This window comes from Streptococcus suis (genome assembly GCF_019856455.1).
In the GTDB taxonomy this organism is placed as follows: Bacteria; Bacillota; Bacilli; order Lactobacillales; family Streptococcaceae; genus Streptococcus; species Streptococcus suis_AE.
Map to the genome: position 1 here is coordinate 399,191 of NZ_CP082205.1, position 24,208 is coordinate 423,398.

Sequence of the window (24,208 nt, forward strand, 5' to 3'; positions counted from 1 at the left end):
AGAAAAGACAAGGAGAATGCTATGGCAGAAGTAAGATTATATATTTCTCGACATGGGAAAACCATGTTTAATACAATAGGGCGCGTGCAGGGCTGGTGTGATACACCGCTGACCAAGGCTGGTGAGGAAGGGATTCGTGAATTGGGCTTGGGGCTCAAGGATGCGGGCCTTGATTTTAAACTAGCCGTATCCAGTGACTTGGGGCGGACCGTTCAGACCATGACCATCGCCCAGCGTGAGTTGGGAATTTTAGGAAAAATCCCATATTACCAAGACAAGCGGATCCGTGAATGGTGCTTTGGTAGTTTCGAGGGCATGTATGATGCCGAGCTTTTCCAAGGGGTCCTGCCTCGTTTGAAAGGGACAGTTGATGCGACAGGCATGTCCTTTGCGGAAATCGCAGCAGGTATCCAAGAAGCAGACACAGCTGGCTGGGCGGAATCTTGGGAGGTCTTAAGCAATCGTATCCTGACAGGCTTTGAGGCTATCGCCCAAGACTTGGAAAAGCAGGGTGGAGGCAATGCTCTAGTGGTCAGTCATGGTATGACCATTGCAACCCTAGCCCATCTGTTGGAGCCAGAACGTGGTGCCAATGTCTTCCTGGATAACGGCTCAATCACCGTCCTCAAATACGAAAATGGCAAGCTTTTAATTGAAGCCGTTGGGGACCTATCCTACCGCAAACGCGGAGCAGAATTGATTGCCCAAGGGGAATAGATGTGAAATGAAAACATGTATGTCATACGTTTTTTCTGATGTGTGACATACATGTTTTTTATATATGAAATCTAAGCTACATCATTTTAACTCTTTCCTACTAAAGATAAAGTAACTCAGATAAAGGTAGATGAGGGTAGCCATAAAGCTAACACCCATGGATAGCCTTGAAATATGTTCCCCTTGTTGGAGGGAAAGGAATAGAAAATAATCTGTTGGTAATTTCATATGGAGTAGGTTACTAGTAATGAGGTTGGAGACGTTGTCAAAAAGAAGGCTCATTAAACCAAAGGCAAGATAGGCTTGATTGACCTTATTGGACTTGACAAATATCAGGATGGATAACAGAGAGATGCAGATAAATAAAGGTACTTGAACAATGAAACTTTGTATTATCACTGCAACATCAATACGATCACCTAGAAGTAAGCCAACACTGCTACTCAATAAATAGGCTAGAAGGATATAAGCGAGATCTAGTACAAGGGTTGCTAAGACTTTATAGAAAAATACCCCTTTTCTTGTTTGTTGCTTGATAATAATATGATTGATGGTACGGTAAGTAAAATCTTCTCCAAAGAATAGGTTGGCTGGAACGATAAAAAATAGTGTGATAAATTGAGAAAGCAATTGAATCAGAGAGCTAGTGAAGTCTTCGTTGCCATGCAACAAAAAAGCGGATAAAAAGGACAGTAAAGCCAATATTCCCAATGAAACCGTTAATCTCTGTTCTTTTTGAATCTTAAATAAATCAGCTTTAAAGTAATGTATCATGCTCTTCTCCTTCTTGAATCAATGTCAGGTAATAGTCTTCAAATGACATTTGTTGTTTAAAAATTTCTTTGACCTCAATCTCATGGTTTATCAAGAGATGAATGAGGCTCATAACATTCGTATCTGATGACAGACTGATATAATCCTTATCTATTTTGTAAGCGATGTCCTGCTCTTCAAGGATAGTCAAGGTCTTAGGATGGTTGTTCGTTTGTAGATAGAGCTATTCTTCTAGGGTTTGTTCAAGCTCTTGCTTTGAGAATTCTTTGACGATAAGGCCTTTATGCATAATAATGTATCGATCAACCACCATCTCAAGCTCTGATAGGATATGACTGGAGATAAGGATGGTCATCCCATATTGATTTCGAAGATTTAAAATAATACTTCTCATCTCTTTGATTCCAACAGGGTCAAGACCATTAATCGGTTCGTCTAAGATTAAAAAGTCAGGCCTATCTAGGATAGCTAAGGCAATGGCTAAACGTTGACGCATTCCCAATGAAAAATCTTTGGATTTTTTCTTAGGATCCACATCCTCTAAACCGACAATTGCTAACGTCTCTAAGATTTTTTCGTCAGCTTGCTTAAGGTTTAATTGCAGAGCCATGTAACGAAGATTATCGATAGCAGATAAATTAGGTTGTAGAGCAGGGGATTCAATTAAAGCTCCCATACGACAATCTTTTGAGCTAGTAATGATACCTGAAGTTTGGGAAATGAGGCCCGATAACATTCTGAGAAGCGTTGTCTTTCCAGCACCATTTTCACCGACTAAGCCGCAGATTTCTCCTTTATTAATCGTTAAAGAAACCTGATGAACGGCCTTCTGTTTCCCGTATTGCTTTGATAATTCTTGGGTAGATAAGAGAGATGACATAACTACCTGCCTTTCTATAAAAAAATGATAAATCTATGATATACTAGATTCAAAAGTCAACGAATTTCGTTACATAAATGTAACGAGTGGAGAATATAATGGGAACTTATGGAAAAATTTTTAAACTCATTCGTGAATCAAAAAATATGTCTCTAAAAGAAGTGGCTGGGGATTTCGTTACACCTGCTCAGTTATCACGCTTTGAAAATGGAAAGAGTAATCTTTCTGTAGATACATTTTTTCATTGCTTGAGACGGATGAATGTGGTTGAGGGCGAATTTTCTACCCTCTACCAGTCCTACTTTCAGATAGATAATTTGTTTTCCTCAGAAGAATTTGTCCGTGCGGTTTATAGTCACAATGCTCAGTATATGGACAATAAAATTTTGTACCATCAAGCAGAGTATGATAGGGATGGACGTCTGTTTGATAGGGTGATGGTCGCAGCCTTTCATATCTTCAAGCAGCAATGGTGCGATCCTGATTATGATATTTCTGAGGATGAAAAGGCTATTCTATCGGACTATTTAATGTTCATAGATGATTGGGGGAAATTTGAACTCTGGATTTTCGGAAATTGTAGCAGAGGTCTTCCTAGCAAGATGTTAGAGGTGTTGGGAATGGAAGTTCTCAATCGAACCAAGTTTTATATGGATATCACAGAAAACAGAGATAATGTCTATAAGGTACTCATCAATATTTCGAGTAGCTTGTTAGATAGGGGAGAGGAGCTTGTTGCTATTCGCTTTCTCAAAATTCTTGACTCTGTCAATATCATAGAAAAGAATATGCGGGATCGCTTGCTGCTTAAGCTCCTAAAAGCACGCTTGTCCTATATGAATGGAAACGATAATGGCCTAGGAATAATGAAGGAATGCCTGCATATTGCTAAATTTTTAGATTGCTATGATTTAATCCACCAGATCAATAAGGAAATTGAGAAAGTTACAGATATGTAATGAATTTTAAGTAGGTCGCTATTTCCTGTATGATAATACTTGTAAGTTTTACAACTTTACAAAACAATGTTTAGAACCTGTATTCACAAGAAAAGTGCTTTTAGATATCGTCATTTAGTTTTTCTTTTATTACTTCGTTAATTCGCCTTGCCTAACTTCAGTTATGTCTGCAGCTCATTGCCTCGTACTAAAAGTAAACTAAAAGACTGATATGTAAAGCCCTTTGTCAAGTAAAAACAATCGAACTGATATGTAAAGCCCTTTGTCAAGTAAAAACAATCGAACTGATAAAAAAATGAAAAGTATCTAGAAAGAGCCTAGTTCTTAGCTTCGGGCATTGGCCACTCTGATATTCGTGGATTGGTTACCTACAGGTCAATGGTTCTGCCGCGAGTCCTACTCTCTATAAGCGTGGATCACAATTGTGCCACTTAGTCGTTTCGTAGATGACTCAAACCTTGAAGTCCTAAACTCCTTCAAGATACTTTCCATTCAAACATGATTTCAATCCTTATTTCTGTCCAAATTCACCCAGTGATTTTGGATAGAAATAGGGATTCCTCATCGCTCTGCGATGATAAAACTTAATGGTCAAAAGTGTACATGAAAACAAGCGCTAGCTTCAAGCTATTCTTCCTGTCATCATCCCCCAAATAAAACCAGACAATTCTCGTGCAATAGCTGTTTTAGCAACATTTTGTTTCTTATTTTTTCCTAGAACAAGTGTGCGATAACGTCTTCTTAAGCGTTCATTAGCCTTATCCGCATAAGCAATCACCTCCACTCGGTTTCCACTTTGTCTCCTTTTCAATTCTTTGGATTTATACCCAATCGTCCCCTTAGCCAATGATTGTGCAGCTTCTATCAGAAGTCGTCTCACATGGCTATTCCCAGCTTTGGTGATAGCACCTCTTCTCTCCTTGTCGCCGCTAGAATTTTCGCTAGGAGTTAGCCCAAGATAAGAAGCAAAATGTTGAGCTGTCGCAAAGCGATTAAAATCACCGATTTCTGTCACAATGGAAAGAGCAGTTAGTGTTTTAATGCCAATAAAGCAAGAAAGCCGTGAGACCTTCTCTTGGTAACTGTCGCTTTGACCCAGTTGCTCAATTCGTGCATCATACCGTTCTATTTGATCTACTAATTTCTCATAGGTCAATAGATATTCTGTCAAAATCTCTGCGTAAAGTCCATCAGGATTTAGGGAACGGAGCCAGCGGACATGTTTCTGTGTCCAATTACTGCTTCCCTCGGTATAGCGAAAATCATGTCGGAGACAGAAGGCAAGAATTTGTTGTTTGATTTTCTTCAGAGCCACTTTGTGGTCTGTTCTCATGCGGATATATTCTTTGACTTGTTCATCCTCAACAGTAGGAATATGAACAGGCCGATAGCTACGAAAGGCCAGAGCTTTTGCGAGCTGAGCTGCATCTTTTTTATCAGTCTTAACACGCTTAGATCCTTCCTTCATCACCGTTGTAGGCGCCATCACGATACAGGGGATCCCGTGAGCTTGTAGCTGGTGATATAGGGTAAATCCAAGACATCCGGCTTCGTAGCCACATAACACTTCTGCATCTTGACCATATAAACGACGAAGCTCATTCACATAGTTCACAATATAGCTAACATTTGGACCAACTTTAGTGCTATGTTTGAATTGATTCGCCATCATATCATAATAGCAGAGTGAAAAACTTTCTTTGTGAACATCCATTCCGATGAAAAGTGTGGTAAAATGAAACATATAAGACCTCCAATTGAGTGTGGTAATTCCTGTTAGAAGTTGATTGTTTTTTTATTCTAGTGTACAGGTAAATCCACGAATTCTCAACTGGGGGTCTTTACATATTGTCTATAAGAGATCGTTTTTCGCTAATCAAGGCAGTTTTTTGAGGGAATACTGACTGTATTTTGAAAAAATGAACGATGAGTAGCTGAAAAACTAGCCTTAGCTAGAAGTGCTGAACTGTGAATACAGGTTCTTAATTATCTTGGAGGAAATAATGATGAAGAAATTACTTGTTTTAGGTGCTCTTGCAATGCTAGGTTTTGTAACTTTTGGGCTTCTAACAACGAATAGCAGTTCAGCAAGTGCTGAAATGGAGGACAAGGTAGTTCTGTTTGGGAAAGTCGATTTTTCAGACGATAAAGAACAGGACACGGATGAGGGAAGGGAAGAAGTAGCGACGGAGAGCGATGATGCTAGCTGGATTGAAAACTTTATCACGACACATAAAACACCATTTTCTAAAACAATCAAGAAATGAAATCAGGGATTTTCTCTGATTTTTTTCTTGACAAGTGTATCGAGGTGCGATATAATTTATATATCGAAGTTCGATGTATCGTAGTGCGAAAGGAGTTTTATGAACGATAAGTTAAAACGCGTCTATGTTCCCATGACAGAGACAGCCTTCTATATTCTCTTTCATTTACAGGAAGAACGGCATGGTTACGATATTACCCAGAAGACCAAGGAAGTCACGGCAGGTCAGGTCATGATTAGCCCTGGAACCATGTACGGCACCCTGTCGAAAATGGAGAAAGACGGCTTGATTGCCTTTGTTAGAGAAGAAGACAAGCGAAAGTTTTACCAAATAGCAGCAACAGGTCGAGAAATTCTGGATATAGAATTGGCTCGAATCGAACGCCTTTATCGGAATAGCAAGGGGGAAAGTTATGGAAACTAAGACAGAATGTAAAGTATTTTTTATCACAGATTTCAATCAACAGGCACGCTACCTTAGTGACATGCATAAGAAGGGGTGGAAGCTAGTTAAGATTAGCTGGAGCTTGTTTTATCATTTTGAAAAATGTGAGCCAGAAGATGTCGCCTACCAAGTTGATTTTAAAGAAAGTAAAAACAAGGATAGAGAATCCTATCTACGCATGTACGAGGACTATGGTTGGGAATTTGTCACATCATGCCAAAACTTCGTTATTTTTAGGAAGGCAGCTGTAAAGGGAGATCTTGAGATATACGGTGATAGGGAAAGCAAAGTGGAATTTGTTAAAACAATCATCCAAAGACGTTATTTACTATCCTTAGGACTTTATTTCATTTTGATAGGGGTGAATCTGAATGAGCATCATTATGTACTTACGCTTATTCTTTCTGCTATCTATATCCCTCTCTTGCTGTTGACTGGATACCGTTTTTACCGACTTGTAAAAAACAACTAGGTCCTTAGACTGATTTTTAGCACTCTAGGTAAAAGAGTGCTAATTTTTTGTCTTTTTCTCTTGACAATCCATTTTTTCAGCGTATAATGGGAGTATAAAGTTTAGCACTCGACATCATAGAGTGCTAACGTTAAAAATCAATCGTGTTCATGAAAGGAGCGGAGATGATTACCCAACGTCAAAATGATATTTTGAATCTGATTGTTGAATTGTTTACGCGCCATCATGAGCCAGTTGGTTCTAAGGCCTTGCAGGAGATGATTGCTTCCAGCTCTGCTACCATTCGCAATGACATGGCTAAGCTGGAGCAGTTGGGCTTGCTAGAAAAAGCCCACACTTCAAGCGGTCGGATGCCCAGTCGGGCTGGTTTTCAATACTTTGTCAACCACTCGCTTAATCTGGAACACATTGATGAAGAAGATGTTTATCAGGTGGTTAAGGCCTTCGACTTTGAAGCCTTCAAGCTGGAGGACATCTTGGAGCGGGCCAGTACAGTCCTAGCGGATTTGACTGGCTACACTTCGGTCATCTTAGATGTGGAGCCGACCAGTCAGCAGTTGACTTCCTTTGACATCGTGCAGCTCAGTAACCACGATGCTCTGGCAGTCTTGACTCTGGACCAGTCCAAACCTGTCACCGTTCAGTTTGCCATTCCCAAGAACTTTTTGACCAGGGAGTTGGAGGTGCTCAAACGCTTAGTTGATGAGCGATTCGTAGGACAGACAGTCTTGTCCATTCACTACAAGCTACGGACGGAGGTTCCCCAAGTGGTGCAGCGCTACTTTGCCACGACGGACAATGTCTTGGATCTCATGGATTACATCTTTTCCAATCTCTTCCAAGAATCAGTCTTTATCAGGGGAAAGGTCGCTTCGCTGACCTATGGCAATCTCGCCACCTATCAGCTCTTGGATAGCCCACAGCTATTAGCCCCAGAGTTGCGGCAGGGCTTGGCTCCAGACCAGCAGACCAGCATTTCTGTGGCAGAACATAGGGATCCTGCCCTAGCAGATGTGACAGTCATTCATCATCGCTTTCCAATCCCCTATCGGGGCATGGCCCAGATGAGCTTGCTTGGTCCTGTTGACATGGACTACCGCAGGCAGATGAGTTTGATCAATATCATCAGCCGCGTCCTATTTATGAAATTAACCGATTACTACCGTTATCTAAGTAGTAATCATTACGAAGTCAATTAGAAGGAGAATGCTTTGTCAGAAGAAATCAAAAACGAAGAAATCGTAGAAGAGGTTGAAACAACAGAAGAAGTTGTGGAGACACCTGAAAAATCGGAATTGGATTTGGCAAACGAGCGTGCAGAGGAATTTGAAAACAAGTACCTCCGTGCCCACGCTGAAATGCAAAATATTCAACGCCGTGCCAACGAAGAACGCCAAACCATTCAGCGTTACCGTTCGCAAGACTTGGCCAAGAAAATCTTGCCGAGCTTGGATAACTTGGAACGCGCTCTTCAAGTCGAAGGCCTGAAAGAAGATGTCAAAAAAGGCTTGGAAATGGTACAGGAAAGCTTGATTCAAGCCCTCAAAGAAGAAGGGGTGGAAGAAGTCGCAACAGATGTCTTTGACCCAAATCTTCACATGGCCATTCAAACTGTTCCAGCAACAGACGACTGTCCAGCAGAACACATCGCTCAAGTCTTCCAAAAAGGTTACAAGTTGCATGAACGTCTGTTGAGACCTGCTATGGTGGTGGTGTCTGAGTAGTCGCTCTGCTATTTTCCACAAAAATACTTGACCGAAATGTCGTAAAACTACTTGAAAAGAAAGTAAATTAAAAAGAGGTAAAACATATGTCTAAAATTATTGGTATTGACTTAGGTACAACAAACTCAGCAGTTGCAGTTCTTGAAGGAACTGAATCAAAAATCATCGCAAACCCAGAAGGAAACCGCACAACTCCGTCTGTTGTGTCTTTCAAAAATGGTGAAATCATCGTTGGTGACGCGGCAAAACGCCAAGCAGTAACCAACCCAGATACCATCATCTCTATCAAATCAAAAATGGGAACTTCTGAAAAAGTTTCAGCAAACGGCAAAGAATATACTCCACAAGAAATCTCAGCAATGATTCTTCAATATTTGAAAGGTTATGCTGAAGAATACCTTGGTGAAAAAGTAACCAAAGCCGTTATCACGGTTCCTGCTTACTTCAACGATGCTCAACGTCAAGCAACAAAAGACGCTGGTAAAATCGCAGGTCTTGAAGTAGAACGTATCGTTAACGAACCAACTGCAGCAGCCCTTGCTTACGGTTTGGACAAGACTGACAAAGACGAGAAAATCTTGGTATTTGACCTTGGTGGTGGCACTTTCGACGTATCTATCCTTGAGCTTGGTGACGGTGTCTTTGACGTACTTGCAACAGCAGGTGACAACAAGCTCGGTGGTGACGACTTTGACCAAAAGATTATCGACCACATGGTAGCAGAATTCAAGAAAGAAAACGGCATCGACTTGTCAGCTGACAAAATGGCTCTTCAACGTTTGAAAGATGCAGCTGAAAAAGCTAAGAAAGACCTTTCAGGCGTGACATCAACTCAAATCAGCTTGCCGTTCATCACTGCTGGTGCAGCAGGTCCGCTTCACTTGGAAATGACATTGACACGTGCCAAATTTGACGAATTGACTTACGACCTTGTAGAACGTACAAAAGTTCCTGTTCGTCAAGCTCTTTCAGATGCAGGCCTTAGCTTGTCAGAAATTGACGAAGTCATCCTTGTCGGTGGATCAACTCGTATTCCAGCCGTTGTAGAAGCTGTTAAGGCTGAAACAGGTAAAGAGCCAAACAAATCTGTAAACCCAGACGAAGTAGTTGCTATGGGTGCGGCAATCCAAGGTGGTGTCATCGCTGGTGATGTCAAAGACGTTGTCCTCCTCGACGTAACACCATTGTCACTTGGTATCGAAACAATGGGTGGTGTATTTACAAAGCTCATCGACCGCAACACTACCATCCCAACTTCTAAGTCACAAGTCTTCTCAACTGCAGCAGACAACCAGCCAGCTGTTGACATCCATGTGCTTCAAGGTGAGCGTCCAATGGCAGCAGACAACAAGACTCTTGGTCGCTTCCAATTGACAGATATTCCTGCAGCACCTCGTGGTATCCCACAAATCGAAGTAACATTTGACATCGACAAGAACGGTATCGTTTCTGTAAAAGCCAAAGACCTTGGTACGCAAAAAGAGCAAACTATCGTTATCCAGTCTAACTCAGGTTTGACAGATGAAGAAATCGACCGCATGATGAAAGATGCAGAAGCAAACGCTGAAGCAGATAAGAAACGTAAGGAAGAAGTGGACCTTCGTAACGATGTGGACCAAGCGATCTTTGCGACTGAGAAAACTCTTAAAGAAACAGAAGGCAAAGGCTTCGACGCAGAACGTGACCAAGCTCAAGCAGCTTTTGATGAGTTGAAAGCAGCTCAAGAAGCAAACAACTTGGACGACATGAAGGCGAAACTTGAAAATCTCAACGAAAAAGCCCAAGCCCTTGCAGTGAAACTCTATGAGCAAGCCGCAGCAGCACAACAAGCAGCTGCAGGCCAAGAAGGTGCTCAAACAGCTAACAACGCAGGCGATGATGTCGTAGACGGCGAGTTTACTGAAAAATAAGATGTGAGAGCGTAAAAAGAACGACAGAAAAATAGGAACTTGACGCTGAATGCTTGCATTCCAAGGAAAGTTATCTTTTTTCAGAAGTTCTTAGCTCGAACTCAGTTCTCATCTTCTCGAGAATAGAAATCATTCGTTAATAAAATTTCCAATCACAGAGGTTGCAACCCAGCCTCTGTTTTTGGGTAAATACCCTTCTAACTTTTACAGAATTGAATACGCCTACGACTCTGTGAAAAAGTCAAAAAGTCTGGGGATAGACTTTTTGAGGAATACCTGTCGCTTATTGTTTTTGTACGACAGGGCTGAAAGTGTCTGCTAGACACTTTCACTCCCTATTTTCACTTTGTCTAACTTTTACAGAAAGGAAAGTGTTCGTAACTGGACACGGGCTACTTTCAATATTTCAAAGAAAGGAATACAAGTTCGGTAATTCGAACACAGGCTAAAAACCTAGTGAAAAAGATAAACCTCCTAGTGTGTTTTACACACTGCGTCAGTTTCCTATTTTCATACGGTTTTCTTAACGCCTTTTGTATCATAAACTATGAACAATACTGAATTTTACGATCGTCTGGGCGTTTCTAAGAATGCTTCGCCAGACGAGATTAAGAAGGCTTATCGGAAGCTTTCAAAGAAATACCATCCAGATATTAACAAGGATCCGGGTGCGGAGGATAAATACAAGGAGGTCCAGGAGGCTTATGAGACCTTGAGTGATCCGCAAAAACGGTCTGCCTATGACCAGTATGGTCCTGCTGGTGCCAATGGAGGCTTCGGCGGAGGAGCTGGTGGCTTTGGTGGTTTCGACGGAGCAGGTTTCGGTGGCTTTGAAGACATTTTCTCTAGCTTCTTTGGTGGAGGCGGTGCGACGCGCAATCCTAATGCACCTCGTCAAGGGGATGACTTGCAGTGTGCGGTCAACTTGAAGTTTGAAGAAGCGATTTTTGGTGTGGAACGTGAAGTTTCCTATAACCGTGAGGCAACTTGTCGAACCTGTACAGGTTCAGGTGCCAAGCCTGGAACAAGTCCAGTAACCTGTGGGCGTTGTCATGGTTCTGGAGTGATCAATGTGGACACCCAAACTCCACTTGGAACCATGCGCCGTCAAATGACCTGTGATGTCTGTCATGGTCGCGGAAAACAAATCAAAGACCCATGTACAACCTGTCATGGAACTGGTCATGAAAAACAAGCCCATACTGTGACGGTTAAGGTGCCAGCTGGTGTGGAAACTGGTCAACGTATTCGCTTGGCAGGTCAAGGTGAAGCAGGTTTCAATGGAGGTCCATATGGAGATCTCTACGTTGTCATTCAGGTCCAACCTTCAGACAAGTTTGAACGTGAAGGGACCACTATTCACTATAAACTGAACCTCAACTTTGTCCAAGCAGCACTTGGAGATACAGTTCATGTGCCAACGGTTCACGGTGATGTGGATATGGTCATTCCTGAAGGTACCCAGACTGGTAAGACCTTCCGACTCAAAGGAAAAGGTGCCCCAAGTGTTCGTGGTGGAGCTATTGGTGATCAATATGTCACAGTAAATATCGTCACTCCGACAGGTTTGAATGACCGCCAAAAAGCAGCTCTTAAAGAATTCGCGGCAGCAGGAAACATTGATGTCAAACCCCATAAAAAAGGATTTTTTGACAAGGTAAAAGATGCCTTTGAGGATTTATAATTCTAAGATGAGACTGGAAACTCCAGTCTCCTTTCTTTTTCAGAAAAAACTCTGGGCATTTTCTCCGACGCATCACAGGCTCTGTGTTAAAATAAGATATAGTAATTTGAAAGAGAACGCTTACGAATGAAATCTTGGGTTGAGAATGTGACCATAAAGAAATACGAAGATCGGTCTGGTTTGACGGGTTTGAAACAGGGGCCATTGGTGTGGACCGAGGTCTTTTTGCGCGAGGTCAATCGTCAGTCCAATACAGGGATTTTACATTTTTGGCCCATGGACCAAACGGTCATTCTGGGGATGATGGACAGTCAGGTTGCCCAGCTGGACAAGGGCTTGGCCAGTATTGGTCAGGCAGGCTATAGTCCTATCATTCGGAGTTTGGGCGGTTTGGCAGTTGTTGCGGATGAGGGGATTTTAAATGTCACTCTGATCTTGCCTAATCCTTATGGTCACAAGGTTGATTTGCGGGAGTCTTATCAGGTCATGGTGGAGTTGATTGCTCAGGCGCTTTCGGATTTTCCCTTTGAGGTGGTCAGTGGTGAGGTGGCTACTTCCTACTGTCCTGGGACCTACGACCTTAGTATCAAGGGGCGGAAGTTTGCTGGATTAGCCCAGCGGATTTACCAAGAGGCCATTGCCATTTCTGCCTATATCAGTGTGTCAGGCAATCAAGTCAAACGAGGGCAAGTGGTGGCTGATTTTTATGCAGCCAGTTTTGCTCCGCAAGAAGTATCGGACAGATTTCCACAGGTGGATCCGGATTCGATGGTTAATTTGTCAGACTTGGTCGGTCAGGATGTGACGGTGGAGGATATGAAAACACGAATTGAGCGTGTCTTGATTGAAAACGGGGCTTTTCTGTCCACCTTTTATCCTTCGTCGGACAACATGGCTGATTTTATGGCGCTCGGAAAGACTATCAAGCAGTCTATGGAAAAATATGGTATCTAGGAGGAAATATGGAAACCTATCAAGCATTATTTGAAGCTCTGCCATTGCACCAAACCGTCCTAGCCAATCGTTTTGTCCTGTCGCCCATGGTGACCAATTCCTCCACAGCGGATGGCTTGGTGACCCAGGATGATTTGGACTATGCGGAACGGCGGGCGGATGCGGCTCCTCTGCAAATCACAGGAGCGGCTTATGTGGACCCCAAGGGGCAATTGTTCGAGTTTGGCTTTAGCGTGGCCAAGGATGAGGATGTTGATGCTTTGCGAAAACTGGCCCAGGTCATGCAGTCCAAGGGGGCAAAGGCAATCTTGCAGCTGACCCATGCTGGTCGTTTTTCCAGCCACACCCTTCAGCGGGATAAGCTGGTCTATGGTCCTAGTCACATGAAGCTCCATGCTCCCTTTCCCCATGAGGTCAAGGAGTTGACCATAGCAGAGCTGGAAGAGCTGGTGGAGGCCTATGGGCAGGCGACGCGGCGGGCTATTGAGGCGGGTTTTGCAGGAGTAGAGATTTCTTCTGCCCAGCGTTTGCTGATTCAGACCTTCTTTTCGACTTTTTCCAATCAGCGTCAGGACCGCTATGGCTGTCAAAACTTGGACAATCGTTCCCGTTTTGGTTTAGAAGTTTTACGGAAGGTCCAGGAAGTGATTGACCAGTTGGCTCCAGCTGGCTTTATCCTCGGTTTTCGGGCAACGCCTGAAGAAACAAGAGGGGCCAATATCGGCTATTCTATCGAGGAATTTTTACAGTTCATGGGCATGGCTTTGGAGCTTGCAAGGATTGACTACCTAGCCATCGCTTCATGGGGGCATGATGTCTTTCGCAATCAGGTTCGAGGAGCTGGGCGCCATCAGGGACGCTTGGTCAATCAGGTGGTTCATGATGCCTTAAAGGATAGGCTGGTGGTTATGGCGACAGGGGGGATCAATTCGGCGGAGAAGGCATTAGAGGCCTTGGAGCATGCGGATATGGTTGGTCTGTCAACACCTTTTATCACCGATCCTGAGTTTGCTCACAAGATTGCGGCCGGCAAGCCAGAAGACATCCAGCTGCGGATCAAGCCAGAAGACCTGTCTAAGCTGGCTATTCCCCAGGCTTCTTTCAAGGATATTGTTCCCTTGATGGACTATGGGGAGTCGTTGCCGAAGGAGTCGCGAGAGCTTTTCCGCAGTCTTTACTCTTCGAAGAGTAAAAATAAAACACTACGAGGAGGAAAGGTATGAAAATTAGTCTCTTGGACTATGGGCTTTTGGATGAGGGTCGGACCTATCAGGAGGCCTGGCAGGATAGTTTGGCGCTGGTGCAGGCGGCGGATCTCTTGGGCTACCATCGGTTTTGGTTGGCGGAGCACCACAATGTCCATGCCCTGACCATCGGCAGTCCCGAGGTCGTGATTCCTTACTTGGCCAGTCAGACCCAGCGGATCCATCTAGGTTCAGGTGGCATCATGGGCTTGCATTATTCGCCTTATAAAATAGCAGAGCTGGCAGCTAGTTTGGAAACTCTTTTTCCAGGTCGGGTGGACATCGGCTTGGGAAATTCTACTGGAACGGCTCTGGTTAAAGAGCACATGCGTAGCCAGTTTCAACCCAGTCAATTTGACCAATGGGTACAGCAGTTTACAGGCTATCTGATAGGAAAAGATGAAGCCATTGGTCTGTCGCCCAAGCTGGCAAGCTATCCAGAAATTTTTACCTTGGGGATGGGAGGTCAGTCCATGGCCCTGTCTGCTAAGGAGGGCTTGGGCTATGTCTTTGGTAGCTTCCCTTACATTCCCCATGATCCTGTGGAAACAGCTGGAAAATTGGCTCAGGATTACCGCAGGGATTTTCAGCCGTCAGACATCATGGCGCAACCGCATTTTGCCCTGGCCCTCTTTGTCGTGATTGCGAAAACCAGTCAGGAGGCGGAGAATCTGGCAAAATCGCTGGACATTTGGATGTTGGGCAAGCAAGATTTTAATGAGTTTACCCATTTTCCAAGTCTAGCCACCTATCAGGCCTATGAGCTGACGGAGCAGGATAGGGAGAGAATTGCCCAGCACCGCAGTCGGATGATTATCGGTAATCCGACAGAAGTTAGGGAGCAGCTTGAAAGACTGGTTGTAGCTTGTCAGCCAGACGAACTCCTCTTTATACCCTTGGTTTCAGGGATTGACAACCGCTTGAAAGCCATCGAATTATTAGCACAAATTGTAGAAAGTGAGACACTATGAAAAAAATTGCCAACTACCTTTGGGTAGAAAAAGAAGATGCTATTTACACTATTCGTATGACAGCAGAGTTGCAGGATGATGTCGGTACGCTTGGTTTTGTTATTTTTTCCGACAAGGAAGTCTTGGAGGTCAATGATGAGATTCTCAATCTAGAAGCCTCAAAAACAGTTATGGCTATCCTGACCCCTATTGCAGGTCGGGTGGTAGAGCGCAATACGGCTGCTCTGGAACAACCAACCTTGCTCAATTCGGAAAAACCAGAGGAAAACTGGTTGATTCGCTTGACCGATGTGTCTGAAGAAGCCTTTTTATCACTTGAAGATGCTTAAGGAAGAGATGCTGGACTTGCTGACGGCTATGATTGCCATCTTGCAGACTGAGAAAGGTGATTCGCAGTCGGCGGAGCTAAAATTGGCTAGTCTTGAAGAGGCTTTTCCGATTTGGAGAGGTTTGGTCAATCAACGGTCAGCGGGACCGATTGGGGCGGCCTATCTGGCAGTGGAGGCGGCCTTTTTAGCCGCCTATCATGAGGAACATATGCAGGATGTGTCAGTCTGTCAGCCGACGAGCGACCCTCAGATTTTTCTCTATTCAGGAGATTTGTGTCATTTACAGGTTGATGCAGTGGTCAACGCTGCCAATAGTCAGATGCTGGGCTGTTTTATCCCCAACCACGCCTGTCTGGATAATGCCCTCCATACCTTTGCTGGTTTGGAGTTGCGCCAGTTTTGTGCCAAGAAAATGGAAGAACAAGGTCTTCCAGCAGCAGCTGGCAAGGTCATGGTGACACCTGGTTTTCACCTGCCAGCTGGTTTGGTCTTTCACACGGTGGGGCCCTCTATCCCAGAAGGTAAGCCTGTTTCAGCTATTCGGAGAGGGCTCTTGGAGCAGTGCTACCTGTCCTGTTTAGAGGAGGCCAAGGCGCGTGGTCTTAAAGCAATGGCCTTTCCAGCCCTATCAACAGGGGAATTTGGCTATCCCAAGGACCAGGCGGCAGAAGTGGCAGTTCCTACTGTTCGCAAGTGGCTGGCGGAAACAACCTATCCCCTAAAGGTCATTTTTTCGACCTATACGGTGGAAGACCAGAGCTACTATACAGCCTTATTAGGAGAAAAGGAGGATGTCCATGTGGCAGACGCTTAAACAAGAAGAAAAAACTCAGGCGGAGCTGCTTGCAGGTTTGCTGGCTGAAGCTGATGCGGTGGTGGTGGGCATTGGAGCAGGCATGTCTGCGGCGGATGGCTTTACCTACATCGGTCCTCGTTTCGAAGTTGCCTTTCCAGACTTCATCGCTAAGTACGGCTTTTTGGATATGTTGCAGGCTAGCCTCTTTGACTTTGAAAGCACGGAGGAATACTGGGCCTTTCAGAGCCGCTTTGTTGCCCTTAATTATCTGGACCAGCCTGTCGGTGCTTCCTATATTCATTTGCGGGAGCTTTTAGAAACCAAGCCCTATCATATCATCACCACCAATGCAGACAATGCCTTTTGGGTGGCCGACTATGATAAAGATAAGGTTTTCCATATTCAAGGGGAATACGGACTCTGGCAATGCAGTCGCCATTGCCATGACCAGACCTATCGAAATGATGCCCTCATTCGTCGTATGATAGCAGAGCAGGAGGATATGAAGATTCCTTATGACCTGATTCCGCGTTGTCCAGTCTGTGATGCTCCTTTCGAGATTAACAAGCGCAATGCAGAAAAGGGCATGGTTGAATCGCCGGATTTCTTCGCCCAAAAAGCCCGCTACGATGCCTTTTTAGAAGACCATCAAACAGGTAAGGTCCTCTATCTGGAAATCGGGATTGGCTTTACCACGCCTCAGTTTATCAAAACACCTTTTCAAACAAGAGTTCAGCAAAATCCACAGGCCCTCTATGTCTGTCTTAATCAAAAACACTATCGCCTGCCTCTGCCTATTAGGGAACGAAGTTTGACCCTGGCAGAAGACAGTGCCCAATTATTAAAAGAAACCCATAGGATTTATTTTAAAGGAGATACCCCATGTACCTAATCGAACCAATCCGCAACGGTCAATATGTCAGCGATGGAGCAGTTGCTCTAGCTATGCAGGTCTATGTTCAACAAAATGTCTTCTTGGATGACGACATTCTCTTCCCTTACTATTGTGACCCCAAGGTAGAAATTGGCAAGTTCCAAAATGCCTTGGTCGAAATCAATGAAGACTACCTCAAAGAGAACAATATTCTCTTAGTTCGTCGGGATACAGGTGGTGGTGCTATCTATGTAGACAAGGGGTCTGTCAATGTTTGCTACTTGATTCAGGACAATGGAATTTTCGGAGATTTCAAACGTGCCTACCAGCCTGCCATCAAGGCCTTGCATGAGCTAGGAGCCGTTGAGGTAGAGCAAACAGGACGAAATGACCTGGTGATTGAAGGGAAAAAGGTGTCAGGTGCAGCTATGACCATCAGCAATAACCGTGTTTATGGTGGCTACTCTCTCCTTTTGGATATTGACGAAGAAGCCATGTCCAAGGTCCTCAATCCCAATAAGAAAAAGATTGAATCAAAAGGTATCAAGTCTGTCAAAAGCCGTGTGGGAACCATCCGTCCCTATCTGGCAGAAGAATACCAGTCTGTCACAACGGAGGAATTTAAGAACCTCATTACCTGCAAGTTATTGGGCATTGACTCCATCGACCAGGCAAAACGCTATGTCTTGACTGAGGAAGACTGGGCAGCTATTGACAAGTTGGTGGCAGACAAGTACAAGAACTGGGAATGGAACTACGGTAATTCGCCACAGTATAGCTACCACCGTGATGGTCGTTTTGCTGGGGGAACTGTGGATATTCACCTCGAAGTTGAAAAAGGCCGCATTGCCAAATGCCGTATTTACGGAGATTTCTTTGCCAAGGGCAATATTGACGAAGTCGAAAACAAGCTAATCGGTACACGCTTGCTCGAAGAAGACCTTCAGGCAATCTTGGCAGATTTGGACATGGCGTATTATTTTGGTAAGATTAGTGCGGAAGAGTTGGTCGGCTTGATGCTGAGCGAAGGATAAGATAGAAATAGAGGTTCCTATGGAATGGAAAGATGCGACAGCCATGGCTCAGGCTGTCAATCAAAAACAGGTTTCTGCCAAGGAATTGGTGCAAGAAACAATTGACAGGATTGAAAAGCTCAATCCCACCCTCAATGCGGTTATCAGCAAGCAGTATGAAGAGGCCTTGAAAGAGGCGGAAAAAGAAGACTATCTGGGCAAGCCATTTGCTGGAGTTCCTTTCTTGTTGAAGGATCTGGGGCAAAATGAAAAGGGGCAGCCATCTTCTGCAGGTTCTCGCCTGCTTGCTGGTCGACCAGCAGGTCATACCGACACCTATGTCCAACGCTTGAAGGACTTGGGTTTCATCATTGTCGGTCGAACCAACACGCCAGAATTCGGCTTCAAAAATATCTCAGATGCCAGCCTGCACGGTCCTGTCAATCTTCCCTTGGACCCCAGCCGTAATGCTGGTGGATCAAGTGGTGGTGCAGCTGCAGCACTGGCTTCAGGCATGGTCTCTATTGCTGCGGCATCGGATGGTGGTGGCTCTATTCGTATCCCCGCCTCCTTCAATGGCTTGATTGGACTCAAAACCAGTCGTGGTCGGATTCCGGTTGGACCTAAGTCTTATCGTGGCTGGCAGGGGGCATCTGTCAATTTTGCCCTGACCAAGTCTGTCCGAGACACTCAGCGTCTGCTCTATCATTTCCAGGATTATCAGCTGGAAGCCCCCTTTCCCCTTGCCAAGCTGAGCGAGGAGGAGGTGTTTGGAAAGTTGTCTCGCCCCCTAAAAATCGCCTACTATACCAAGTCTCCGGTAGGGAGCAAGGTTAGTCCTGAAGCGGTAGAAGCGGTTCAAACAGCCTGTCATCACTTGGTTGATTTGGGGCATGAAGTGGTGGAATTGTCGGAATATCCTCTGGATGGAGTGGCCCTGATGAAATCCTTCTACCTGATGAACAGCGTGGACACGGCCCAGATGTTTGACGAAATCGAAGCAGCTTTTGGGCGTCAGATGACCTTGGATGACATGGAAGTCATGTCTTGGGCTATTTACCAAAGCGGGCAAACCATTCCAGCCAAATTGCACTCCAAGGCCCTATTGGACTGGGATCAGTTTGGAGCCAGCATGGCGCGTTTCCATGAGGAATATGACTTGCTCCTGACACCGACAGTGGCTGATGTAGCGCCCAAGCATGGGCAATTTGACCTATCAGCAGATTTGCTGGACCGCCTCAAGCAGACCCAGAACTATTACATGGAAGAGCAGCAGGAATTGATCTGGCAAATGTTCGAGGACAGCCTAGCCCTAACTCCCTTTACGCAACAGGCCAATATTTGTGGTCAGCCAGCTATTTCTCTGCCAACTTATGTGCGGGCTGACGGATTGCCAATCGGCATCCAATTGACAGCAGCCAAGGGACGAGAGGATTTACTCTTGCAGTTGGCAGACCAACTGCAGGCAGCTGGTCTGCTTCATTTGTAAGAGATTTCATTTTTCAGATAAAATACTTGCCAAATTTCTGCAAAAGTGTTACCCTATAAAAGTTGGTGGGTTAACACCTAGAAAAAGAAAAAAGAGAAGCCCAAGCTTCTAAAGGAGATTAGAACCTATGTTGAAAAAATTGTTGACATCAGCCCTACTTGTTTCATCAATTACTCTTGCAGCTTGTTCAAATACTTCAACAAGCACAGAAAGCTCTTCTTCAGCTAGCCAAACCCAGTGGGAAAAAGTACAAGAAGCAGGTGTCTTGAAGGTTGCAACACCAGGAACCCTCTTCCCAACTTCTTACTACAACGATGCCAAAGAATTGGTCGGTTATGAAATTGACATGATCAATGAAATTGGTAAGCGTTTGAAACTGGAAATTGAATACCAAGAAATCGGTGTGGCAGAAGCCTTTACAGCGGTTGACAGTGGTAAGGTAGATATTTCTGTTAACAACTTTGACATGACTGAAGCTCGTAAGGAAAAGTATAATTTCTCTATCCCTTATAAATATTCAGTTGGTGGTTATATCGTCCGTGAAGATGGTTCATCAGGAATCGAAGCTGCAGACTTGAGCGACTGGACTGGTAAGAAAGCTGGTGGTGGTGCAGGTACTCAGTACATGAAGTTGGCTGAGAAACAAGGTGCAGAGCCAGTTATCTATGACAACGTAACCAATGATGTTTACTTGCGTGATGTATCAACAGGTCGTACAGATTTCATTCCAAACGACTACTTTACACAGGTAATGGCTATTAAATGGGCTAAGGCTAACTTCCCAGACATCAAAGTGAAGATGGGTGCAGCTCAGTACAACCCAACTGAACAAGGGATTGTCATGAGCAAGGCTGATAAAAGCTTGAAAGAAAAAATTGACGAAGCTCTTGAAGCGATGAAAGCTGATGGTACCTTGAAAGCTATTTCTGAGAAATACTATGCAGGACAAGACCTATCAGTACCAGTTGAAAATGCTGATAAATTGCCAGTTATCGAAGTTGAATAAGACCTCGTAACAAATTAAATGCATCTTGTATAGACTTTGTCAGTCACAGACTGGCAAGGTCTATCTGGTTTTTAGGAAAGAGGAGAAGATATGGATATTAACTGGCAGGTAGTTTTTAATGCAGATATTGCAAGAGAGGCCATTCCACAGATTTTGGAGGGGCTACCCTACACTCTATCCCTATCCCTAATTGGTTTTGCCTTGGGAACTTTCTGTGGATTTTTTGTAGCCCTCATGCGGATGTCTAAGTTTGGACCCTTGCGTTGGTTGGCTATGGCCCATATTTCTCTCATGCGTGGCATTCCCCTCATGGTTCTTCTTTTCTTCATTTATTTTGGTTTGCCGTTTATGGGGCTACAACTAGATGCCATCTCTGCATCTATTATCGCCTTTACCTCCATGTCCAGTGCCTACATTTCTGAAATTATTCGTGCATCTCTTTCGGCCATTGATAAGGGACAATGGGAGGCGGCGCGTTCCCTGGGCTTGCGGACCAATGTGATTTACAGAAAAATCATCATTCCCCAAGCCTTTCGGATTGCCCTTCCACCCCTTAGCAATGTCCTCTTAGACATGGTCAAAAGTACTTCTCTGACAGCCATGATTACTGTACCAGAGATTTTCAATAAGGCAAAAATAGTCGGTGGAGCCAAGTCGGATTATATGACGGTTTATATCTGTGTAGCCCTCATTTATTGGGTTATCTGTACCCTTTATGCATTTGGTCAGCTCAAGCTGGAAAAACGCTTGGCTACCTATTAAAAAGAGGTTGGCATATCCTTCCAATTAAAATTTGAACAATCAAAAATAGCTTAGAATTTCCGTCTCGAATGACGTGGTCCTAAGCTATTTTTTATTTTAAAGACTGTTTTTTCGATGTAACTCTCACTCTTTCACATATTCCAAAATATCTCCTGGTTGGCAGTCTAGGATGCGGCAGATGCTCATCAAGGTATTGAAACGAATACCTTTTGCCTTGCCTGTCTTGAGAATGGACAGATTGGCTTCGGTGATGCCGACTTGCCCTGCTAGGTCCTTGGAAGTCATTTGTCGATCTTTGAGAATCCTATCTAAGTTTACGCGAATCATGTCCATATCAGATAAACTTGCTGTTCTCGGTTTCAAGTTGTTGCCCCTTTTGTACTAAGGTCCAGACAAAATAAGTCAGGAAGATAAAGAGAGCATTGAGGATGAAATCTGACCAACGCAGATTGAGGAAGTTATTTGGTCCAGCAGCGTTTGTCAAGGCAAACAAGCTGGTTAGGCAAAATTGTCCAGCAGTCAAGACGAGCAAACTGATGAAGAGTTTCTGATAAAGTTCCAGACTAGCTGAAGCGAAATAATCTTCTTCCAGAAGCAATTTACATAACTTTTGAAGTAAGTGGGCAATGTGACTGAGTGCCGCTAAGACAACTAGAATCAATTCAGTCGCTAACAGAATGAGCCAGATATCAATCTGGTCAATGGGTTTATTAAAGGAGTATTCCCAAGAGTCTATCGCAAAGGAGTCGCCTCCAAGACCAGCCAATGTAAATATGGTATAAAGAGCAATCGTGAAATAGAAGAAATAGCGAACACAAGTAGCCACAATGCCAGCTGTTTTGAGTAGATTGGTTTTCATAGTAACCCTCCGATTATTATTGTTTTATGATAATATTATCTGTAAAATTATTATAAAACAATAATTTTTAAAATGCAAGCGTTTTTTTAAAAAAAGAATAATAAGAAAACCGCCAACTACCTGGCGGCTTTCTGCTATGTAAAATACAAGAGTCTCAGTCCGTTGAGAATGACCAAAATAGTTGATCCTTCGTGGCCCACCACACCGAGTGGCAGGTTGATAGACTGGAAGAGGTTGGAAATGATAAGAAGGGCAATGACGGACAGAGCAAAGATGATGTTCTGTTTGATGATCCCCCGCATTTTTTTAGACAGGCGGATGGAGTAAGGAATCCGTGTCAGATCTTCCATGAGCACGATGTCGGCTGACTCCATAGCGATGTCCGTTCCGCTTCCCATAGCATAGCTGACATTGGCTTGGGCAAGGGCGGGAGCGTCGTTGATGCCGTCTCCGACCATGCCGACTGATGCAAACTCGGTTTGCAGTTCTTGGATAACAGCAGCCTTATCCGTCGGCAGACAGTTGGCAATCACACGGTCAATACCGACCTGACTCGCCACGTAACGAGCCGTCTTTTCTTGGTCGCCCGTCAAGAGAATTGGCGTCACGCCCATTTCTTTCAACTGGGCAATCAGCTGCTTGCTCTCTGGCTTCAAACTATCTTCCACCATGAACATCGCCACCAGCACATCATTTTGGCTGACATAGACCAGGGTTTTTCCGGTGCTTTCCGACTCATCAATCTGTGCAACTAAGTCCATAGACAGCGGACGGACCAAGCTATCCACCACAAAGCCTGCCTTACCGATTTTCCAGCTGTCGCCCTCATAGCCAGCCACCAAGCCTTTTCCGGTCACGTCTTCTAGGCTTTGGAGGTCAATAGCAGAGCTGTCAGCCGTATAGGTCATGAGAGCTTGAGCGATCGGGTGACTAGATTGTTTTTCAACTGCCTGAACAACCTGTTTGATAGGCTCCTCATCGCCAAGATAGCTTGCCCCTACAACCTCAGGTTTACCAATGGTTAGGGTACCCGTCTTGTCAAAGACGATGGCTTCTAGATTGGCGATTTTATCCGCAATGTCACCGCCCTTGATAATCATGCCCTTGCGTGCCGCACGGCTGATGGCAGAAAGTGTCGCCGGTGAAGAAGAAGCTACGAGGGCACATGGAGAAGCAATGGTCAAGAGAATCATGCCACGATAGAAGGCGGTCAACCAGTCCCAGCCCAGAGCAAAATGAGCAAAGAGAATGAAGAGTGGTACTACCACCAAAACAACCTTGACATAGGTATCTTCCATATTTTCAATGAAAGTCGCTGTGTTTGATTTGGATTCTTGGGCATTTTCGACCATTTGGACGATTTTATCAAATAGGGCATCGCCTTTCTCAGCTGTAACTTGAACGGTAACCGTTGGCCCTTGGTTAATGGTTCCGCCGATAACAGCCTGTCCAGCCATTTTCTCCGCAGGGAGCGGCTCGCCTGTAATCATGGATTCGTCAAAGATGGATTGCGGACTGATGAGGGTGGCATCCAGTGGGACCGTGTCACCCTTGCGGACTTGCAGGAGGGCGCCAATGCGGATGGCTGCGGTGTCTAAGACAGTAATGTCACCATTTTCCTCGATTTTGCGAGCCGTTGGAGGCGTCATATTCATTAAAGCGGCAATAGCATTCTTGCTTTTTTCCATGGCTAATTCTTCCAGAGTAGAAGAAAGGGAGAAGATGAAGATGAGTAGAGCCCCTTCCATCCAGTAGCCAATTAGACCAGAGCCGATAGCAGCCAAAATCATGAGCAGGTCGACAGACAGGTGCTTGTCGAAAATCAGCTCAGAAATGCCTTCCTTGGCTGACTGGTAGCCCCCGATGACAAAGGCTGAAATGAAGAGGATAGGAGCCCATCCCTGTCCAGTCTGAAACAGAAGGATACCTATTAGAATGAGCGCCAAGCAGAGAGCGGTTGTGATGATGTGGCTGTGTTGTTTGAGGTTGGTTACGAGTGTCATAGTTTGTTCTTCCTTATTTAGAATTATTATCATTTAACTAAGTTAATTATAACAATTATAAAAAGAAAGTCAAGTTT

26 protein-coding genes are annotated in these 24,208 nt (G+C 44.5%); 19 read left to right on the forward strand and 7 right to left on the reverse strand.

The window, feature by feature from the left end; translation table 11 throughout:
- The first annotated feature begins 21 nt into the window (after nucleotides 1-21).
- A complete protein-coding gene (locus K6969_RS02035; RefSeq protein ID WP_029173832.1) occupies nucleotides 22-717 on the forward strand; it encodes a histidine phosphatase family protein in 696 nt (231 codons plus the stop codon).
- Between the two features lie 81 nt (nucleotides 718-798).
- Here the strand turns inward: K6969_RS02035 and K6969_RS02040 are convergent, their stop codons facing one another.
- From K6969_RS02040 to K6969_RS02050, 3 genes are read right to left on the reverse strand one after another with little or no spacing between them, the layout of a single operon-like run.
- Nucleotides 799-1,491, reverse strand: coding sequence for an ABC transporter permease (locus K6969_RS02040; protein ID WP_029173831.1), 693 nt, complete (start codon nucleotides 1,489-1,491; stop codon nucleotides 799-801).
- Nucleotides 1,475-1,681 carry a hypothetical protein gene (locus tag K6969_RS02045; protein WP_226961013.1) on the reverse strand — a complete coding sequence of 69 codons (207 nt, stop codon included), beginning with the start codon at nucleotides 1,679-1,681 and terminating at the stop codon, nucleotides 1,475-1,477. The genes K6969_RS02040 and K6969_RS02045 overlap by 17 nt, the downstream gene beginning before the upstream one ends.
- Nucleotides 1,682-1,714: 33 nt before the next feature.
- Nucleotides 1,715-2,371 (reverse strand): ATP-binding cassette domain-containing protein, encoded by a 657-nt coding sequence (locus K6969_RS02050; RefSeq protein ID WP_226961012.1) that lies wholly within the window; start codon nucleotides 2,369-2,371, stop codon nucleotides 1,715-1,717.
- Between the two features lie 98 nt (nucleotides 2,372-2,469).
- Here K6969_RS02050 and K6969_RS02055 point away from each other — a divergent pair, with 98 nt between their 5' ends.
- Entirely contained in the window at nucleotides 2,470-3,330 is an 861-nt protein-coding gene (locus K6969_RS02055; RefSeq protein WP_171943149.1) for an Rgg/GadR/MutR family transcriptional regulator, read from the forward strand.
- 622 nt (nucleotides 3,331-3,952) lie between these two features.
- Here K6969_RS02055 and K6969_RS02060 read toward each other — a convergent pair.
- On the reverse strand, nucleotides 3,953-5,074 hold the full coding sequence (locus tag K6969_RS02060) for an IS110 family transposase (RefSeq protein WP_015445098.1): 1,122 nt from the start codon (nucleotides 5,072-5,074) through the stop codon (nucleotides 3,953-3,955).
- A 259-nt stretch (nucleotides 5,075-5,333) separates the two neighbouring features.
- Between K6969_RS02060 and K6969_RS02065 the strand changes: the two genes are divergently transcribed.
- The 17 genes from K6969_RS02065 to K6969_RS02145 all read left to right on the forward strand — a co-directional run bounded on the left by K6969_RS02065 (nucleotide 5,334) and on the right by K6969_RS02145 (nucleotide 21,269).
- Nucleotides 5,334-5,597, forward strand: coding sequence for a hypothetical protein (locus K6969_RS02065; RefSeq protein WP_029173830.1), 264 nt, complete (start codon nucleotides 5,334-5,336; stop codon nucleotides 5,595-5,597).
- A 99-nt stretch (nucleotides 5,598-5,696) separates the two neighbouring features.
- On the forward strand, nucleotides 5,697-6,020 hold the full coding sequence (locus tag K6969_RS02070; protein ID WP_029173829.1) for a PadR family transcriptional regulator: 324 nt from the start codon (nucleotides 5,697-5,699) through the stop codon (nucleotides 6,018-6,020).
- Nucleotides 6,010-6,513, forward strand: a complete 504-nt coding sequence (locus K6969_RS02075) for a DUF2812 domain-containing protein (RefSeq protein ID WP_029173828.1) — start codon at nucleotides 6,010-6,012, stop codon at nucleotides 6,511-6,513. The genes K6969_RS02070 and K6969_RS02075 overlap by 11 nt, the downstream gene beginning before the upstream one ends.
- 164 nt (nucleotides 6,514-6,677) lie before the next feature.
- Entirely contained in the window at nucleotides 6,678-7,712 is a 1,035-nt protein-coding gene (hrcA, locus tag K6969_RS02080; protein ID WP_029173827.1) for a heat-inducible transcriptional repressor HrcA, read from the forward strand.
- 12 nt (nucleotides 7,713-7,724) lie between these two features.
- Nucleotides 7,725-8,237, forward strand: a complete 513-nt coding sequence (grpE, locus tag K6969_RS02085) for a nucleotide exchange factor GrpE (RefSeq protein ID WP_029173826.1) — start codon at nucleotides 7,725-7,727, stop codon at nucleotides 8,235-8,237.
- 86 nt (nucleotides 8,238-8,323) lie between these two features.
- Nucleotides 8,324-10,147, forward strand: a complete 1,824-nt coding sequence (dnaK, locus tag K6969_RS02090; RefSeq protein WP_044777643.1) for a molecular chaperone DnaK — start codon at nucleotides 8,324-8,326, stop codon at nucleotides 10,145-10,147.
- Nucleotides 10,148-10,694: 547 nt separating this feature from the next.
- Complete coding sequence (dnaJ, locus tag K6969_RS02095) at nucleotides 10,695-11,831, forward strand: molecular chaperone DnaJ (RefSeq protein WP_029173823.1); 1,137 nt, start codon at nucleotides 10,695-10,697, stop codon at nucleotides 11,829-11,831.
- Between the two features lie 126 nt (nucleotides 11,832-11,957).
- Nucleotides 11,958-12,785: a lipoate--protein ligase family protein gene (locus K6969_RS02100; protein ID WP_029173822.1), complete on the forward strand. Its 828-nt coding sequence runs from the start codon at nucleotides 11,958-11,960 to the stop codon at nucleotides 12,783-12,785.
- Between the two features lie 8 nt (nucleotides 12,786-12,793).
- Nucleotides 12,794-14,008: an NADH-dependent flavin oxidoreductase gene (locus K6969_RS02105; RefSeq protein WP_171942780.1), complete on the forward strand. Its 1,215-nt coding sequence runs from the start codon at nucleotides 12,794-12,796 to the stop codon at nucleotides 14,006-14,008.
- Nucleotides 14,005-15,000 (forward strand): MsnO8 family LLM class oxidoreductase, encoded by a 996-nt coding sequence (locus tag K6969_RS02110; RefSeq protein ID WP_044759439.1) that lies wholly within the window; start codon nucleotides 14,005-14,007, stop codon nucleotides 14,998-15,000. Before K6969_RS02105 ends, K6969_RS02110 begins: the two co-directional genes overlap by 4 nt.
- Nucleotides 14,997-15,329 (forward strand): glycine cleavage system protein H, encoded by a 333-nt coding sequence (locus K6969_RS02115; RefSeq protein WP_029173819.1) that lies wholly within the window; start codon nucleotides 14,997-14,999, stop codon nucleotides 15,327-15,329. Before K6969_RS02110 ends, K6969_RS02115 begins: the two co-directional genes overlap by 4 nt.
- Nucleotides 15,322-16,143 (forward strand): protein-ADP-ribose hydrolase, encoded by an 822-nt coding sequence (locus K6969_RS02120; protein WP_029173818.1) that lies wholly within the window; start codon nucleotides 15,322-15,324, stop codon nucleotides 16,141-16,143. Before K6969_RS02115 ends, K6969_RS02120 begins: the two co-directional genes overlap by 8 nt.
- Complete coding sequence (locus tag K6969_RS02125) at nucleotides 16,121-17,017, forward strand: SIR2 family NAD-dependent protein deacylase (RefSeq protein WP_029173817.1); 897 nt, start codon at nucleotides 16,121-16,123, stop codon at nucleotides 17,015-17,017. Before K6969_RS02120 ends, K6969_RS02125 begins: the two co-directional genes overlap by 23 nt.
- Entirely contained in the window at nucleotides 17,008-18,033 is a 1,026-nt protein-coding gene (locus K6969_RS02130) for a lipoate--protein ligase (protein WP_029173816.1), read from the forward strand. Before K6969_RS02125 ends, K6969_RS02130 begins: the two co-directional genes overlap by 10 nt.
- A 19-nt stretch (nucleotides 18,034-18,052) precedes the next feature.
- Nucleotides 18,053-19,501: an amidase gene (locus K6969_RS02135; protein ID WP_029173815.1), complete on the forward strand. Its 1,449-nt coding sequence runs from the start codon at nucleotides 18,053-18,055 to the stop codon at nucleotides 19,499-19,501.
- Nucleotides 19,502-19,628: 127 nt separating this feature from the next.
- Nucleotides 19,629-20,507 (forward strand): transporter substrate-binding domain-containing protein, encoded by an 879-nt coding sequence (locus K6969_RS02140; RefSeq protein ID WP_029173814.1) that lies wholly within the window; start codon nucleotides 19,629-19,631, stop codon nucleotides 20,505-20,507.
- Nucleotides 20,508-20,597: 90 nt separating this feature from the next.
- Nucleotides 20,598-21,269: an amino acid ABC transporter permease gene (locus K6969_RS02145; protein ID WP_029173813.1), complete on the forward strand. Its 672-nt coding sequence runs from the start codon at nucleotides 20,598-20,600 to the stop codon at nucleotides 21,267-21,269.
- A 123-nt stretch (nucleotides 21,270-21,392) separates the two neighbouring features.
- On the opposite strand, the gene K6969_RS02150 is transcribed toward K6969_RS02145, so the two are convergent.
- The 3 genes from K6969_RS02150 to K6969_RS02160 form a co-directional block, all read right to left on the reverse strand.
- Entirely contained in the window at nucleotides 21,393-21,602 is a 210-nt protein-coding gene (locus K6969_RS02150; protein WP_029173812.1) for a helix-turn-helix domain-containing protein, read from the reverse strand.
- A 1-nt stretch (nucleotide 21,603) separates the two neighbouring features.
- Nucleotides 21,604-22,128 (reverse strand): hypothetical protein, encoded by a 525-nt coding sequence (locus K6969_RS02155; RefSeq protein WP_029173811.1) that lies wholly within the window; start codon nucleotides 22,126-22,128, stop codon nucleotides 21,604-21,606.
- Nucleotides 22,129-22,262: 134 nt separating this feature from the next.
- Complete coding sequence (locus K6969_RS02160; RefSeq protein ID WP_321537496.1) at nucleotides 22,263-24,131, reverse strand: heavy metal translocating P-type ATPase; 1,869 nt, start codon at nucleotides 24,129-24,131, stop codon at nucleotides 22,263-22,265.
- Between the last annotated feature and the right edge of the window lie 77 nt (nucleotides 24,132-24,208).

Excerpts from the sequence above, each read along its gene's own strand:
- K6969_RS02140 (WP_029173814.1), top strand. The coding sequence starts at position 19,629 with ATGTTGAAAAAATTGTTGACATCAGCCCTACTTGTTTCATCAATTACT.
- K6969_RS02115 (WP_029173819.1), top strand. The coding sequence starts at position 14,997 with ATGAAAAAAATTGCCAACTACCTTTGGGTAGAAAAAGAAGATGCTATT.
- K6969_RS02060 (WP_015445098.1), bottom strand. The coding sequence starts at position 5,074 with ATGTTTCATTTTACCACACTTTTCATCGGAATGGATGTTCACAAAGAA.
- K6969_RS02055 (WP_171943149.1), top strand. The coding sequence starts at position 2,470 with ATGGGAACTTATGGAAAAATTTTTAAACTCATTCGTGAATCAAAAAAT.
- K6969_RS02035 (WP_029173832.1), top strand. The coding sequence starts at position 22 with ATGGCAGAAGTAAGATTATATATTTCTCGACATGGGAAAACCATGTTT.
- K6969_RS02065 (WP_029173830.1), top strand. The coding sequence starts at position 5,334 with ATGATGAAGAAATTACTTGTTTTAGGTGCTCTTGCAATGCTAGGTTTT.
- K6969_RS02070 (WP_029173829.1), top strand. The coding sequence starts at position 5,697 with ATGAACGATAAGTTAAAACGCGTCTATGTTCCCATGACAGAGACAGCC.
- K6969_RS02125 (WP_029173817.1), top strand. The coding sequence starts at position 16,121 with ATGTCCATGTGGCAGACGCTTAAACAAGAAGAAAAAACTCAGGCGGAG.
- K6969_RS02130 (WP_029173816.1), top strand. The coding sequence starts at position 17,008 with ATGTACCTAATCGAACCAATCCGCAACGGTCAATATGTCAGCGATGGA.
- K6969_RS02050 (WP_226961012.1), bottom strand. The coding sequence starts at position 2,371 with ATGTCATCTCTCTTATCTACCCAAGAATTATCAAAGCAATACGGGAAA.
- K6969_RS02150 (WP_029173812.1), bottom strand. The coding sequence starts at position 21,602 with ATGGACATGATTCGCGTAAACTTAGATAGGATTCTCAAAGATCGACAA.
- K6969_RS02145 (WP_029173813.1), top strand. The coding sequence starts at position 20,598 with ATGGATATTAACTGGCAGGTAGTTTTTAATGCAGATATTGCAAGAGAG.
- K6969_RS02040 (WP_029173831.1), bottom strand. The coding sequence starts at position 1,491 with ATGATACATTACTTTAAAGCTGATTTATTTAAGATTCAAAAAGAACAG.
- K6969_RS02110 (WP_044759439.1), top strand. The coding sequence starts at position 14,005 with ATGAAAATTAGTCTCTTGGACTATGGGCTTTTGGATGAGGGTCGGACC.
- K6969_RS02105 (WP_171942780.1), top strand. The coding sequence starts at position 12,794 with ATGGAAACCTATCAAGCATTATTTGAAGCTCTGCCATTGCACCAAACC.
- hrcA (WP_029173827.1), top strand. The coding sequence starts at position 6,678 with ATGATTACCCAACGTCAAAATGATATTTTGAATCTGATTGTTGAATTG.
- K6969_RS02160 (WP_321537496.1), bottom strand. The coding sequence starts at position 24,131 with ATGACACTCGTAACCAACCTCAAACAACACAGCCACATCATCACAACC.
- K6969_RS02075 (WP_029173828.1), top strand. The coding sequence starts at position 6,010 with ATGGAAACTAAGACAGAATGTAAAGTATTTTTTATCACAGATTTCAAT.
- K6969_RS02100 (WP_029173822.1), top strand. The coding sequence starts at position 11,958 with ATGAAATCTTGGGTTGAGAATGTGACCATAAAGAAATACGAAGATCGG.
- K6969_RS02155 (WP_029173811.1), bottom strand. The coding sequence starts at position 22,128 with ATGAAAACCAATCTACTCAAAACAGCTGGCATTGTGGCTACTTGTGTT.
- K6969_RS02135 (WP_029173815.1), top strand. The coding sequence starts at position 18,053 with ATGGAATGGAAAGATGCGACAGCCATGGCTCAGGCTGTCAATCAAAAA.
- dnaK (WP_044777643.1), top strand. The coding sequence starts at position 8,324 with ATGTCTAAAATTATTGGTATTGACTTAGGTACAACAAACTCAGCAGTT.
- K6969_RS02120 (WP_029173818.1), top strand. The coding sequence starts at position 15,322 with ATGCTTAAGGAAGAGATGCTGGACTTGCTGACGGCTATGATTGCCATC.
- dnaJ (WP_029173823.1), top strand. The coding sequence starts at position 10,695 with ATGAACAATACTGAATTTTACGATCGTCTGGGCGTTTCTAAGAATGCT.